This window comes from Acidovorax delafieldii (genome assembly GCF_007993815.1).
In the GTDB taxonomy this organism is placed as follows: Bacteria; Pseudomonadota; Gammaproteobacteria; order Burkholderiales; family Burkholderiaceae_C; genus Acidovorax; species Acidovorax delafieldii.
This window is the reverse complement of the sequence record NZ_VJWE01000013.1, coordinates 324686-339259: the sequence shown is the minus strand read 5'-3', so window position 1 is coordinate 339259 and position 14574 is coordinate 324686. Positions and strand designations below refer to the sequence as shown.

The following is a 14574-nucleotide window of genomic DNA, read 5'->3' as shown; positions in this document are numbered from 1 at the left end:
TCAGAAGCTGGAATAGGTCTGCACCGGCCGTGGGCGGTTGTCCAGTGGAGCGTTCCCGGGCTCAAAGCGGTAGCGGCCATACACCATGAAATTGGTGGGCGCGTAGTAGGCCGAGCGATCCAGCTCCAGCTGTGCACCCAGTGCGAGATGGGGTGTGACCTGGTATTCCAGTGCCCCCCGGAACGAACGCCCGAAACCCGAGCCCGAACTGCCCGCGTACACCGGAACGCCACCGTCGGCCGCCAGCCGCGCACGTGCCAGTGCCTGCAGGAGTGCGCTCTGCGGAAAATAGTCGCTGTCGCCACTGCTACTGCGCGATACAGAGACGGACCCGCGTGCCAGCCAGGTCAGTGCGCCGCGGCGTCCACTCCATTCCAGTGGCAGGGCGACGGATACGTAGTTGCGTGGGCTGTAATAGCCGCCGTGGCCGAAGCTGAATTCGGACAGGTCTTTGCCATAGTGCCAAGCTGAGACGGCAACACCGAGGTTGACCACGCTATCGCTGTGGCGCCATACATCGCGGTCCAGTGCCCACCGCAGCTGGGCGCGGGTGTTGGTTGCCACATTTTTGCCGGTGAGGGCGGCCAGGCTCAGGCTCAGCGAGGTGCTGTAGGGCCCAATGTCGGTAGAAAGACGGCCTGCAGCGCCCGTTGCTACCACGCCGCCCCATACCTGGCCTGTGATGGGATCGCGTGCCCCTGCGTACGACAGCAGGCTGCCAGTGATGGGGCGCCGATACGCTTCGAGTTTGTAGCTGTAGCGGCCCAGATCGCCGGTTTTGGACAGGCCCCCTACGACATTGGTCACCGGAAATCCAACCCCAGTGGTTCCGATGTCCCACTGGACATCGTCTCCCACATAGCCGAAACCCAGGTTGGTGCCCTGGCCCCGTTGGCGTCGCTCGGTGGCAAAGGAGGACCCCGGTGGTAGTGCCGCCACCTGCCCGTAAGTGAGCAGGTCTGGACCATCGGCGGGGAGATCGCCCGCATCCAGCTGCACCCGATCCACGTGCAAGAAATAGTGCCCGTCGTAGGCACGCGGCATCCACGCCACCACAGGACGTTCCCAGCCGCGCAGGCTGGAGATTCCGTCCGTGGAGCGCTTGCTCAGCGCCTGGTGTCCCGCTTCGATCCGAGGCTGACGCCGTGCCTCGATGGCATCGATCTCGCCCTGGATCTTGGCAACGACGGCCGGGTCGGCGGGGACGGACAGTGTGTAACTCTGCTGGAGAGCCAGTGGTAGGTCGGAATCAATCGGCACCGGGGCCTGGCTTTCTGGGGCCGTTGCAGCAGGGGGGGCGATCTTTCCGCGCGTCTCCAGCATGAGCGCACTGCGGAAGAACACCATGGCCTGTGCGTAGTTGCGGTTGGCCCGCTCCAGGCGCGCTGCATGCAGCAGCACGTCACTGTCTTGCGGAAAACCGTCCAGCAGACGGGTCGCCAATGCACGCGCTTCGTCCATGCGGCCAATACGTTGCCAGATGCGTAGCAGTGCCAGTTGCTGCCCCACATCGCTCGGAGGGATGCGGTCTTTCAACCAGTCGGCCTCATTGGCCGCAGCCCGCCGGTCTCCGGTGTCCTGCAGTCGTGACAGGGTGTCCGCCAGCGCCATGCGAACAGACAGATCATCCGGTTGTGCGGATGCCAAAGGCTTGAGCAACTGGGCGGCATCGGCATATTCGGCTGCAGCCATGAGCAACCGTGCCTGGGCCAGGCTGCGTTGGCGTGGTGTGGAGAGTGTGTCCGGCAGGGGTGTCGCCTGGCGTGCCAGGCGCGAGGCTTCGTTGGTACGTCCGGCCTGCCGCTGCTTCTCGATGAGCCGCTCTTGGTGCGCTGCATACAGCGCTACCAGCCGGTCTTCCTGCTCCGCGCTCCAGCCCTTGGCTTGCAGCAGACGAGGCAATTGCTCGGCGAGGCCGGCATCGTCCTCCGCCCGGTTGAGCAGCTGTGCGTAGTCCAGCTGCGTGTCTGGCGCCAGCGTGGGGACACGCGCTGCCAGGCGATGGAAGACTGCCACGCCCCGCGCGGGCTGTGCGCGGCGAAACCAGGCATTGGCAACGCTGTAGAGCAGGTCTGCTTCATTGCCCGCTTCTTGTTCCGCTTGTTGTAGCAGTGCCTTGACCTCTGCGGCAGGCAGGGGTTTCAGGGCCTGAGTGACGAGCGACTTGACCTGAGAGCGCCGCACCAGCGAGCGCATGGCGTCTGTCTGATCGGCGGAGCGTATCCGCTGCATGTCCGCGAGGGCAGCGCTGTCTTCGTCCAGGGCAGAACGTATCAGGGCGCGGGCATACAACATCTCGGCACCGACGGCGCCGGACGGAATACGCGCCACACCCTCATCCATGGCGTGCAGTGCTTCTTGGGGGCGGCCCAGGCGTATGTAAATACGTGCGAGGCGGTGTCTTATCCAGGCATCGTCGGGGGTCAGTACCACTGCCGACTCCAAGGCACGCAGTGCGGGGCCCAGGCGCTGGGCCTGCAGGTCGTCCTCCGCCTGGGCCACCAGCACGTCGGCCTGGGCACTGGCGAGTTTTTCTGAGAGTGTGGTGTCACGTGCGGCAGCCTCGGCCAGCAGGGACAGCGCTTTGGTCACCCGCCCGGTGCGGGCATAGAGACTTGCCAGGCCTTTGAGGGCGGAGGTGCTGTTGGGCTCCTGTTGGATGGCTTGTTGGTAGAAATTCTCTGCCAGCGCATGGTCCCCTTGCAGGTCGCGAATGCTCGCCAGGGTGGTCAATGCGTCAGCACTTTGGGGTTGCATCTGCAGCGCGCGTTCGGCCAGGCTGGCTGCCGTGACCAGTTCGTTCTGTTCGACGGCTCTGTCGGCCTGTCGCAGCAGTCCCCAGAATCTGGCAGTGGCCTGCAAGTCCTTCCAGCGGCTCTGGCGTGTGAACGCATAGGCCTGGCTGAAGAGGTCCTGCGCTTGCGCATGCTGGCCCTGGCGCAGGCGTATCAACCCCAGGTTTCCCAGGCTTTCTCCGTCCTGGGGGCGCAAAGCCAGCGTCGCCTGGATCTGCTCTTCCGCCAACTCCATATCGCCTTGGTCAAGGGCCGTGCGCGCTGCCTGGCGGGCGATGTTGGCGGGGTCGCGGGCCGCGCGCTCTGCGCGCTCGACCGCCTGTTGCATGGCGGCCAATCGTTCCACCATGGCGCTATCAGCCGGGTAGCGCTGCAGAAATGCGCGCACGCGGGGCAGGTTCGCTGGGGTGTTGGCCAGCCGGTCCAGGGCGCGACGCCAAAGGTCTTGCAGCTGTGGGGCGTTCGTATCGGGCTGCTTTGCCTGGGCCTCGATCTCCTGCACCACGGCCGTCGGGTTGCCCCCCTGGTACATGCGCAGCTCCAGCTGTGCCAGCCGGTAGCGGGACTCCCTGGTCTGCTGGTACAGCCTGGCTAGCTGGCGCTGGGATTCGGTGCTCTGCTTGGCGGTGGAGCCCATGATCTGGTGGTATTCCAGCGCCAGTCCGCCGAGCGTGGGCGGGCCTTGCGGGAACAGCTCGCGCGCCAAGTCGGCGGCCTCGGCCTTGCGGCCTGCGCGCGCCATCAAGCGCATCTGGGCCAGTTTTTCGCGGTCGGGGCCATACACGCGTACCAGGGTTTCCAGTTCCTGGGTCAGCACATGGCCGGGGTGGCGTGCGCGCAAGGTGGCCAGCACGCGCTGGGCCTCGTCGCTTTTCTTTTCGCGCAGCGCTAAGTCTCCCAGCGTCGCCAGCCCTTCGGGAGAGTTCGGGTCCATGGCCAGCAGCTTGTCCACCAGCTGGCGGGCCATATCCGGCCGGTTTTTGCTGGCCCACAGGCGGGCGCCGCTGAGCAGCTCAGCTTCGATGGCGGGTGGGGTGCTGGCGTGCACGCCGTGCTGCCCGGGCAGGCAGGCGGCGGCGAGCAAGGTCAGGGAGGGGAGCCAGCGGTGTGTACGGCGTTTCACGGTTTCCATCGCACAGTGAGTTGGCCGTTTGCAGTGAAGCGATATTGCCCCTCCATGGCGCCCAGCCCAAACAAGCCGAGCACCTGCTCGTAGTAAGCCGTGGGACGCAAGGGGCGGGCCTCCAGGCGCATGCGCTGCGATTGCAGAGTGCGGTCGTCGCCCACTGCCCGCAAAAATGGCAGGACTGCAGCCGAGAACCCCGAGGGTGCGGGGCCCGAGGCTTGGGCTGTCAGGATGTCGATGGACTCAGGCGGGTATCCCTGTTCGCGCACGAAGCGTGCCATAGGCTGCAGGGTATCCAGCAAGGCCTTGCGACCGGGAGCGTTGGCGTGCAACGTGCCCGCCCACAGATAGACGCGGATGGCGTTGTAGCTGCCCTGGCCTTTTTCCTTGCCCTTGTCATCCACCAGAAAGCCCTGTTTAGGGTCGTACACGGTCCAGTCGGGCGTGAAGCCCTTGGGTGAAGCGCCCTGGATGACCTTGAGCGAGCTGTCCACCAGTTGCCTCCATTCGGGCTGGGGGTCCTCTGCTGCCAGCCAGTGCATGAGGTGCATGGGCATGTAGCTGGGGTTCAGGCGCCAGCGTCCGTCCTTCTGTGCAAAGCCCTGGGGCGCTGGCAGAAGGGTCAGTCCCAGGCCGGGCAGTTGCGCGGTTTCTTCGCGCAGGATGCGGGCCGCCAGCAAGGCAGAGAGTGCGCGGTAGGTGCGCACGTTCCACAGGCGGCCTGCCTCGCCCAGCGCGTAGGCTATCCAGAGGTCGGCGTCCGAGGCGGCGTTGCTGTCGATGACACCCCAAGTGCCATCGGGGCGTTTACCCCATAGCCAGGCCGGGAGGCGGGCGGTCATATCGCCGTCGCACAGGTTGTTTTCCGTCCAGCGCAGCAGCTTGTCGAAGGTGGTTCGGTCATTGGCCACCAAGGCAAAGAACAAGGCGTATGCCTGGCCTTCGGAGTAGGTCTGTCCTCCTCCCGCATCATCCGAGATGACGCGGCCGCCTTCGTTGATGAACTGCGCCTTGAACGCTTCCCAGGCGGGCCACCCGGGGCGTTCTGCCGTGGATTGGGGTTGCGCGCGAAGGCCTGGCAGCCAGGACAGCAGTGCAGCACCGCCGCCAGCCTGCAGGGCCGTGCGCCGACGAAGGGACTCAGTCATGCTGGGATGCCAGTCGGCGGCGCGCCATGGTGCGCAAAGCGCCATAAACGATAAAGGTCAGCAGAAGGCCGGTGGCGATGCCCGCCAAGGCCAGCAGCAAGGGGTGGCTGTGCAGGTGGAACCACAGGCGTTGCCACCATGGCAGGTCGCCCACGTAGTACACAGGCTTGATGCGGAAGCTTTCGATGGCGTCGCCGCGCATCAAGCCCAGATCTCCGCGCAGGCTCTTGATCTTGCCCGCATCGTTCAGGCTCTGGCTCAGCAGCCCCATGGCTTCCTTGTCGGTGGCGGTGAGCGCCACCACGCTGCGCCCACTGTGCAAGGGCGATTCAAAACCGGTGACGGCAGCCAGCGGCCCTGTGCCTTGCAGCACGGCTTGCCCGCCGGACGCGGAGAGGCGGTGTTCGGACTCCAGGTTGAACAGCTCAATGAATGATCCCAGGGCCCGCTCCAGGGGCTGGACGGACCGTGCGCCAGCGGCCAGCAGCGCCGGCAGATGGTTCTTCCATTGCTCCAGCAAACCATCGGCGTCGGCCTGCGACACGATCAGGATGTCCGTGTCGCCCGCCTTGTTGGCGTCTGCGGCGCGCAGCAACTGAAAGCGGGTACCTGGATAACCGGTCGATGCACTCATGCGGCCCACGGAGGTCAGGAAGACCTCGATGTCTGCGGTGCTGGGCTGGTTGGGCAGGATGATGGACGTCTGGGCCAGGTCGGGCACCCGGGTGAACGGAAAGCCGCTGTTGGCATAGGCCGCCAGATTGGGCATGGCCAGGTAGTGGCGAAAACCCGTGAGGTCGATGGTGGACTGCGGATCGATGGCCGCAAACAGTTCGGTCGGCGGCGCGGACTTGCAGCGGCCCAGGTCGTTGGGGGGGATCTGGAACGCGAACTGCAACTGGTTGTCGCCGCCAATCATGAAGGCAGGAATCTTCAGGTCCGAACGGTTCTGGGCGTTCCCGTCATCGAACAGGGGCAACATCACCGTGTTCTTGCCGCTGGTGCGCTCGTCTCGCGACTGCAGTGGATAGGACTGGATGAACTGGTTGTTGATGGAGATGTTCAGACTGCCATGGTCCGAAACGCTGCTGGGGGTGTAGCGATAGGCCAGGTCAAGCGGCACGCCTTTGGCGTTCCAGGTGAACAGGTCCGGGGCCATGCGGGTGTAGATGTTCACCGTGTCGTTGAGCACCGTGCCACGCAGTTGCAGGTCCGAAGGACTGCCCACCAGCTCGGCCAGTTTCACGGGCCTCTGGGTGGTGATCCAGCGAGGGGCGTCATAGGGCTTGGTCAGCGCGGGATAGTCCAGCGATTTGACAGCAATGGTTTGCCCGGACAAAACCGCTTTCCCCAGGGCCAGGGCATCTGCCGCCATCTGCAGCTGAACATCGTCTTTGCCCAGCACCAGCAGCAGTTTGGCGCCTGGCACTTCGGGGTGGTTGACCATCGAGATCGTGGGCTCGGTCACAGGTGCCATGTCCTGCAGGAACGCGGGACGGTGGCTGTTGGTGGCCAGCACCACGGCGTGCGAGCGGGGCAGCTGGTTTTCCAGCACCGGGAACTGGTTGCCTCGGTAGCCTGCCAGCATGCCGATCCAGCTGGCAATGGAGCCTGACGCCTTGAGCGTACCGGTGCTGGGTTGATCGCCGAACACAAACGGCAGCTTGACGGGGCGGTTGTCCCGGGGGTCGAAAAACGGCGCAGGCAGCAGCGCGAGGTCATTGCGCAGAGGAATCTGCCGCAACGAAAGCTCCAGCTGGCTGTCGTTACTGATGGTGGCCCACAGGCTGGAGTGGGTGGGCGTCTCACATTCCATCGTGTAGTGGCCGATGAACTGGAAGCGGAACCGGTTGTAATCCGTGAAGTAGCGCGGGTCGATGTTGAGCTCGACCGTCTGCGGGGTGCCCAGGCGCTCCTTGTCCAGCACCACGGTCTGCAGGGTTTCGTCATTGAGCATCAGCTTGAGATGCGACAGTGACGGGATCAGCGCAGGTGACAGTGTGAAGGTCAGGCGCAGCTTGGCGGCTTCGACGATCTCGTCGCGCCGCACCCCCACACCCACACTGGCCTCACTCTCCACGCCGCGCAAAGAAACAGGGCGCCCCACGCCCAGTTCCTTGAGGCTGACTTTCCACTGCCGTGCGGGCAGCGTAGGAGTGTCCGATGGGCTGGCTCCGATCGCGCTGTCGTTGGCCTGCACTGCACGTGCTGACTCGCGCTCCTGGCGGGTCTGAGCCTTTTCCTTGGCCACAGCGCTGCGGGCCTTGCTGGTCTGGGCGTTGGCTTGCGGGGCGGGGGCTGAGATCAGCCCGGCAGTGATCAGCGCGACAAAAAGAGGGAGCGCGCGGGTTGCAGAAGTGGATTTCACAGTGTTCTTTTTTGCTGGCTCGTACCTGAAGGATGGGGCGCATCGGACCCATGCCTGGGTGGTGTCACTTGTGTGACAAAGTGTATCGATGGGGCCGGGTTGTGCCGCTTCGCAGGACATTTGTTTGCAATTGCTTTGCCAGCAGTGTTGTTGCCCGACTGCAGCAGGTACGTGAAGAGTAATTGCCTGGATTCATGGTTCGAAAAAACGGTGCGCGTCTGTAGCACTGTCTGGTCACCATGGCATGGCGCATGGCATGCTCCCTGGCGGGCTGACGGCGGACAGAACACGCGGTGGTTCTTGCAAAGACACATCCGTTGCCACCCGTGGAAGGTGGACACCGGGGCCGTGGGCCCCAGGCGGCCAGACGATGGTGCTGCCGGCGGACGACTCCGGGCCTGGGGGCCGGGTTGCCGCGAGCGGAGAAACAATCGGTCTGGAAACAAAAAAGCCTGCTACTTATGGGTAGCAGGCTTTTTGTGCCTTGCGGCTTGATTTGGTGGGTCCTGAGTGACTCGAACACTCGACCTACGGATTAAGAGTCCGCTGCTCTACCAACTGAGCTAAGAACCCAAATCTTTAAAATTTGTCTGCATCGCTGCAGAGCCTCGAATTATGCACTAGTTTTTGGACACTCTGCAAGTCGCGTCCAAAAATTATTGCATTGCGTTGCGGCTGGCCAGCTCGACGAAGAGGCCGCTGTGGTCCAGTTCGCCCAGGCCGTGGTCCACACCTTCGGCATACAAGGCCTCAAACAGGGCAGTGATGGGGGCGTCGAAACCTGTTTCCCGGGCGGTGGCCAACGCATTGCGCATGTCCTTCAGTTGGACCGCCATCCGGCCCCTGGGGGCAAAGTCGCGTTCCACCATCCGCTGCCCATGCAGTTGCAGGATACGGCTGTCGGCAAAACCGCCGCTAATGGCCTCGCGGACCTTGGCCATGTCGGCACCACCCTTGGCGGCAAACAGCAGCGCTTCGGCCACGGCGCCAATCGTGATGCCCACGATCATCTGGTTGGCCAGTTTGGCCAGCTGCCCGGCACCGTGTGGCCCCACATGCGTGGCGTGCCCCAGGCAGGCAAACACGGGCTGGGCGCGGACATAGTCCTCGGGCCTTCCGCCGGCCATGATGGCCAGAGTGCCGGCTTCGGCGCCAACGGTGCCCCCAGATACCGGTGCATCCAGGTGGGTCAGGCCCAGCTCGCCCAGGCGGGCTGCGTGGTCACGGGCTTCGCTGGGCTGAATGGAGGCCATGTCAATGAAAAGAGCACCCGGGCGCATTGCCCGCGCGGCGCCCTGTTCAAAGAGAACCTGGCCCACGACAGGACCGTTTTCGAGCAGGCTGATGACAATGTCCGCGTCCTTGATGGCATCGGCAGGGCTGCCGTGCACGGTGACACCCCACTGCGCCAGCGGTTCTGCTTTGGCGCGGGTGCGGTTCCAGGCGTGCACCCTGTGGCCTGCTTCGCTGAGCCGCTTGGCCATGGGCAACCCCATCATGCCAATGCCAAGAACGGCGATGCGAAGCGGTGTGGTGGTCATGGCGTTGTTCTGCTGCAAAGAGGAATTCAAGGGCGTCTCTGTTGTCATCATGTGCCTTTTTGGCGCTCCAGTCTGTCACGGAGCTTGCAGCGTATGGCGATTGGCCAGATGATTCTGCAGCGCCAGCGCCGTTCCTGCGTCTGCCGAGCCTGTTGGCCGGTCTGCGGTATGGCACCGAAGGCAGCCCACATAAATCGGAGACCCTTGCCCATGACCTTGCCCCTGTACGACCCTGCCTGGCTGGAGCGCATGTACAACAACCGCGCCCTGGTCCCTGACCACATGGACTACTTCGAGCGTTGGGCTCAAGACTCTGCCCAGGTGCGAGCCACTGTCCCTTGTGCGCTGGATGTGGCCTATGGCACGGGTGCCGGGGAAACCCTGGACGTGTTTCCGTCCGCCCGTGCCGGGGGTGGGGCGGTGCCCGTGCTGGTGTTCATCCACGGCGGTTACTGGCGGTCACTCGACAAATCGGATCACTCTTTCATCGCGCCGCCTTTCACCCAGGCCGGGTTTTGTGTGGTGGTGGTGAACTACGCGCTGTGCCCGGGCACCCCGGACGCGCCGGTGACCATTCCCCACATCGCGCGGCAGATGGAAAAGGCGCTGGGCTGGGTGTGGCACCAGATCGCCGCCCATGGTGGGGACCCCCGGCGGATCACCGTAGCAGGGCACTCTGCCGGCGGGCAACTGGCGGCGCTGCTGCTGACCAGCGTGTGGCCGCTCATCGGAAAGGGTTTGCCCGATGGCCTGGTGCGCAATGCGCTGTCGATCTCGGGGGTGCACGACCTAGAGCCCATCATGCACACGCCCATGTACCAGTCGGTGTTGCACCTGACCGAACAGCAGGTGCTGCAATGCAGCCCCGCGCGCTTGCTGGAGCCGCCCACCGGCACGCTGTATTGCGCCGTCGGGGCGGATGAAAGCCCCGAGTTCCTGCGCCAGAACCAGCTCATGCAGGATGCCTGGGGCAGCCATTTTGTACCCCGCAGCGTGGCCTTGCCGGGGTTGAACCACTTCAGCATCGTCGATGCCCTGGCCAAGCCCGGGCATGACCTGCACCACATGGCGCAGAACCTGCTGCGGGCCTGAGAACAGGTTCTCCTAACCGGGCGGCGGCTCGCGCCCGGGGGGTTACATCAGCAGGTGCTCGCCTGCGTTGTCGCCGCCCAGGATCACATAGTTCACCTTGCGCACGTCCATCAGCTTGGTGCCGCCCGCGTAGCTGATGGAGCTTTGCACGTCCTGCTCCATCTCGATGAGCGTTTCGGCCAGTTTGCCTTTGATGGGCTCCAGGATGCGCTTGCCTTCGACATGCTTGTATTCGCCCTTGTTGAAGTCGCTGGCCGAGCCGTAGTACTCCTTGAACAGCGCGCCGTCCACTTCCACTGTCTTGCCGGGGGATTCCTCGTGGCCCGCAAACAGCGAGCCGATCATCACCATGCTGGCGCCAAAGCGGATGCTCTTGGCAATGTCACCGTGGCTGCGGATGCCGCCGTCGGCAATGATGGGCTTGGTGGCCACGCGGGCACACCACTTCAGCGCGCTGAGCTGCCAGCCGCCCGTGCCAAAACCGGTCTTGAGCTTGGTGATGCACACCTTGCCCGGGCCCACGCCCACCTTGGTGGCGTCGGCGCCCCAGTTTTCCAGGTCGATGATGGCTTCGGGCGTGGCCACGTTGCCAGCAATCACAAACGACTGCGGCAGGTGCTTTTTCAGGTAGCCGATCATGTTCTTCACGCTGTCGGCATGGCCATGGGCAATGTCGATGGTGATGTACTCGGGCGTGATGCCCTGTGCCACCAACTGGTCCACGGTGGCGTAGTCGGGTTGCTTCACACCGAGCGAGATCGATGCATAGCAGCCCTTGGCATGCATATCCTTGACGAACTGGATGTTGTCCAGGTCAAAGCGGTGCATGACGTAGAAGTAACCGTTCTGTGCCATCCAGGTGCAGATGGTTTCGTCCACCACGGTCTTCATGTTGGCGGGCACCACCGGCAGGCGAAAGCGGCGACCGCCCAGCTCCACACTGGCGTCGCATTCCGAGCGGCTTTCCACGCGGCACTTGCGGGGCAGCAGCAGGATGTTGTCGTAGTCGAAGATTTCCATGAGGTTCCAAGCTCCATAAAGGGACGCCGCCAAACGATTTCGACGGCGGTGGGCGCTTGGCTGTCAGACCGGCTTTGCGGGAGTGGACGTGACAGTCACTCCGAACCCTGCTGAGCGCAGGCACAAAAAACCGGGCGTCAAGAAACTTGGGCCCGGTGATTGATTCTACCCGCCTGCCAAAGGGCCGTCATAACGGCACCGGTATTACCTGCATACGGATTGGGCAGCCGCCACGATGCTGCCCGAGGCATCCTGCACCCAGCCAACCAGATGCAGCCTGTCGGCCTGTGCGCCATCGGGGATGCGCATGGAGCGGGTTTCCATCCATGCCCACGGCTTGCCCTTGCTGCGTGCGGGCCGCTGGGCCAGGGGCCAGGTGCCCTCGAACTGATTGCGTACGATGTAACGGGGCACAACGGTGCCGTCAGTACCTGCGGGTATGGCCTCTACCAGCAACAGGTAAAAGGCGAGGGGCGTGGCAGTCGCAGTGCGCTGTGGCGCGGCAGGGGAGGGGGTGAAGGCGATGCCGGTGCCCACATAGTCATTGAACGCCACCCCATGGGCCACACGCAACCGGCCACGCGCTGCTAAATCGACCGGGGTGACGTACACATCGGTGGAGATGGGGGGCTTGCGCCCCAGGGCTTGCAGGCGGGTCAGCGCGTCGGTCGAGGCCGCAGCCGACAGGGGGGCGTCGTCGCCCGCCTTGCCCGGCACGATCCAGTCCAGCACCAAGGCACCTGCCTTGGTTGACGGTGCCGGGGTGGCCGCATCGCCCCAGCAGGACTCGCAGTCGGCGCTGATGAAGCGCTCGAACACGGCCACAGGCCTGGGGGTGCCGTCGCTGCTGCAACTGGCCTGGGCCATCGCCTGGGGGGCGTGCGCCAGGGCCAGCCACAGGCTGGCCAGGGTGAGGGCAATGTTTTTCATGGTGCGAGGCGGCGTGGGGCAGGGTGCTTTCTACAATGGCTGGATGTTCCCACAAGACCCGTTTTCGGGTGCGCCAGATGCCCTGGTGCCCCCACACTCCGGTGCGCCCTCGGCCGCATCCCCCCTTCTGGCCCACCTGAACGATGAACAACTGGCTGCGGTGACCTTGCCCGCAGGCCATGCGCTCATCCTGGCGGGGGCGGGGTCGGGCAAGACCCGGGTGCTGACCACCCGCATTGCCTGGCTGCTGCAAAACGGCTACGCCACGCCCGGCGGCATTCTGGCCGTCACATTCACCAACAAGGCGGCCAAGGAGATGGTGGCCCGCCTGTCGGCCATGCTGCCGGTCAACGTGCGTGGCATGTGGATTGGCACCTTCCACGGCCTGTGCAACCGGCTGCTGCGCGCGCACCACAAGGCAGCGGGGCTGCCGCAGGCGTTCCAGATCCTGGATACGCAAGACCAGCTCTCGGCCATCAAGCGCCTGTGCAAGCAGCACAACGTGGACGAGGAGCGCTTTCCTCCCAAGCAGCTGTCGTACTTCATCGCCAGCTGCAAGGAAGAAGGCATGCGTCCCGGCGACGTGCCCACGCACGACAGCGACGCCCGCAAAAAGGTCGAGGTCTACCAGCTATACGAAGAGCAATGCCAGCGCGAAGGCGTGGTGGACTTCGGCGAGCTGATGCTGCGGTCTTACGAGCTGCTGCGCGACAACGACCCGATCCGCGAGCACTACCAGCGCCGGTTCCAGCACATCCTGGTCGATGAGTTCCAGGACACCAACAAGCTGCAGTACGCCTGGCTCAAGCAACTGGCGGGCAACGAGGTGGGCGGGCGCTACGAAGCGCGTGGCAGCGTGATCGCCGTGGGCGACGACGACCAGAGCATTTACGCCTTCCGTGGCGCGCGCGTGGGCAACATGACCGACTTTGTGCGCGAATTCGATGTGCAGCGCCAGATCAAGCTGGAGCAGAACTACCGCAGCTACAGCAACATCCTCGACTCGGCCAACCACCTCATCAGCCACAACAGCCGCCGCCTGGGCAAGAACCTGCGCACCACCCAAGGCGCTGGCGAGCCCGTGCGCGTGTACGAGGCCAGCTCTGACCTGGCCGAGGCGCAGTGGATGGTGGACGAGATCAAGCAGTTGGTGCGCAACGACGGCTTTGAGCGCAAGGAAATCGCCGTGCTCTACCGCAGCAATGCGCAAAGCCGGGTGATCGAATCGGCATTGTTCAATGCCAGCGTCCCCTACCGTGTGTACGGCGGCCTGCGGTTTTTTGAGCGTGCCGAAATCAAGCACGCGCTGGCCTATCTGCGCCTGCTGGAGAACCCGCACGACGACACCAGCTTCACGCGCGTCGTCAACTTCCCGCCCCGCGGCATTGGCGCGCGCAGCATCGAGGTGCTGCAGGACGCGGCCCGCGCCGCAGGCTGCTCGTTGCACGATGCGGTGAGCGCCGTGCCCGGCAAGGCGGGGGCCAACCTGGGCGCGTTTGTGGCCATGGTGGATGTGCTGCGCGAGCAGACCCAGGGCCTGAACCTGCGCGGCATCATCGAGCAGATGCTCGAATCCACGGGGCTGGTGGAGCACTTTCGCACCGAGAAGGAAGGCGCCGACCGCATCGAGAACTTGGAGGAACTGGTCAACGCCGCCGAGAGCTTTGTCACGCAAGAGGGCTTTGGCCGTGACGCGGTGGCGCTGCCGCTGGACGAGCACGGCACGCCGCTCATCCAAAGCGTGCAAAGCCCGGTGAGCCAAGGGCTGGACCCGAACGCGCCGGTGCTCGACGAGCCTTTGAAACCCGCTGTGCCCGGCATCGTGGACGCCGACACCGGCGAAACCCTCTCGCCCCTGGCAGCCTTCCTGACCCACGCCGCGCTGGAGGCGGGCGACAACCAGGCCCAGGCTGGGCAGGACGCTGTGCAGCTCATGACGGTGCACGCCAGCAAGGGGCTGGAGTTTGACTGCGTGTTCATCGGCGGCATGGAGGAGGGCCTGTTCCCCCACGAGAACTCCGCCAGCGACCGCGACGGCCTGGAGGAGGAGCGCCGCCTGATGTACGTGGCCATCACCCGCGCGCGCAAGCGCCTGTACCTGAGCCACTCGCAAACGCGCATGCTGCACGGGCAGACGCGCTACAACATCAAGAGCCGGTTTTTTGACGAGCTGCCCGAAGCGGCCCTCAAGTGGATCACGCCCAAGCAGCAGGGCTTTGGCTCGTATGCGCCTAGTTTTGCTACTAATTCAGGAGCTGGTGGTGTATATGGATCTAGCGCTAGAGGCCAATTTGGCTTCAAATCCGAGACGTTTGCCAGCCCCCCGGTGCCTGTGCAGAAGGCGGCACCATCGCACGGCCTGCGCGCGGGGATTGCCGTGTTCCACACCAAGTTTGGCGAGGGCAAGGTGCTGGCCATTGAAGGCACCGGCGACGACGCACGTGCACAGGTCAACTTTCCGCGCCACGGCACCAAGTGGCTGGCGCTGTCGGTGGCCAAGCTGACGGTGGTCGAATAGCGCGTTTTGAGCCAAATCGCCTGCTAGCGCTAGTAC

At 64.4% G+C, this 14574-nt stretch carries 8 protein-coding genes and 1 tRNA gene; 2 read left to right on the top strand and 7 right to left on the bottom strand.

The window, feature by feature from the left end; all coding sequences use genetic code 11:
- From ATF69_RS13570 to ATF69_RS13550, 5 genes are all read right to left on the bottom strand, one after another.
- A complete protein-coding gene (locus tag ATF69_RS13570) occupies window positions 1-3918 on the bottom strand; it encodes a cellulose synthase subunit BcsC-related outer membrane protein (RefSeq protein ID WP_158641488.1) in 3918 nt (1305 codons plus the stop codon).
- Entirely contained in the window at window positions 3915-5069 is a 1155-nt protein-coding gene (gene bcsZ / locus ATF69_RS13565) for a cellulose synthase complex periplasmic endoglucanase BcsZ (protein WP_099729620.1), read from the bottom strand. Before bcsZ ends, ATF69_RS13570 begins: the two co-directional genes overlap by 4 nt.
- Window positions 5062-7437 carry a cellulose biosynthesis cyclic di-GMP-binding regulatory protein BcsB gene (gene bcsB / locus ATF69_RS13560; protein WP_233193706.1) on the bottom strand — a complete coding sequence of 792 codons (2376 nt, stop codon included), beginning with the start codon at window positions 7435-7437 and terminating at the stop codon, window positions 5062-5064. Before bcsB ends, bcsZ begins: the two co-directional genes overlap by 8 nt.
- A 497-nt stretch (window positions 7438-7934) precedes the next feature.
- Window positions 7935-8010 (bottom strand) — tRNA-Lys (locus tag ATF69_RS13555).
- 83 nt (window positions 8011-8093) lie between these two features.
- Window positions 8094-8978 (bottom strand): NAD(P)-dependent oxidoreductase, encoded by an 885-nt coding sequence (locus ATF69_RS13550; protein ID WP_099732032.1) that lies wholly within the window; start codon window positions 8976-8978, stop codon window positions 8094-8096.
- Window positions 8979-9188: 210 nt separating this feature from the next.
- Between ATF69_RS13550 and ATF69_RS13545 the strand changes: the two genes are divergently transcribed.
- Window positions 9189-10070 carry an alpha/beta hydrolase gene (locus ATF69_RS13545; RefSeq protein ID WP_099729621.1) on the top strand — a complete coding sequence of 294 codons (882 nt, stop codon included), beginning with the start codon at window positions 9189-9191 and terminating at the stop codon, window positions 10068-10070.
- A gap of 42 nt (window positions 10071-10112) precedes the next feature.
- Here ATF69_RS13545 and ATF69_RS13540 read toward each other — a convergent pair whose 3' ends face one another.
- Window positions 10113-11090, bottom strand: coding sequence for a GMP reductase (locus ATF69_RS13540; protein ID WP_056061124.1), 978 nt, complete (start codon window positions 11088-11090; stop codon window positions 10113-10115).
- Between the two features lie 204 nt (window positions 11091-11294).
- Window positions 11295-12020 carry a hypothetical protein gene (locus ATF69_RS13535; RefSeq protein WP_146871295.1) on the bottom strand — a complete coding sequence of 242 codons (726 nt, stop codon included), beginning with the start codon at window positions 12018-12020 and terminating at the stop codon, window positions 11295-11297.
- Window positions 12021-12063: 43 nt separating this feature from the next.
- On the opposite strand from ATF69_RS13535, the gene ATF69_RS13530 reads away from it, so the two are divergent.
- Window positions 12064-14538: a UvrD-helicase domain-containing protein gene (locus ATF69_RS13530; RefSeq protein ID WP_146871294.1), complete on the top strand. Its 2475-nt coding sequence runs from the start codon at window positions 12064-12066 to the stop codon at window positions 14536-14538.
- Window positions 14539-14574 lie beyond the last annotated feature (36 nt).

Bases quoted from the DNA above. Each gene is read 5' to 3' on its own strand.
- ATF69_RS13545 (WP_099729621.1), top strand. From the start codon at position 9,189: ATGACCTTGCCCCTGTACGACCCTGCCTGGCTGGAGCGCATGTACAAC.
- ATF69_RS13535 (WP_146871295.1), bottom strand. From the start codon at position 12,020: ATGAAAAACATTGCCCTCACCCTGGCCAGCCTGTGGCTGGCCCTGGCG.
- ATF69_RS13550 (WP_099732032.1), bottom strand. From the start codon at position 8,978: ATGACCACCACACCGCTTCGCATCGCCGTTCTTGGCATTGGCATGATG.
- ATF69_RS13540 (WP_056061124.1), bottom strand. From the start codon at position 11,090: ATGGAAATCTTCGACTACGACAACATCCTGCTGCTGCCCCGCAAGTGC.
- ATF69_RS13530 (WP_146871294.1), top strand. From the start codon at position 12,064: ATGTTCCCACAAGACCCGTTTTCGGGTGCGCCAGATGCCCTGGTGCCC.
- bcsZ (WP_099729620.1), bottom strand. From the start codon at position 5,069: ATGACTGAGTCCCTTCGTCGGCGCACGGCCCTGCAGGCTGGCGGCGGT.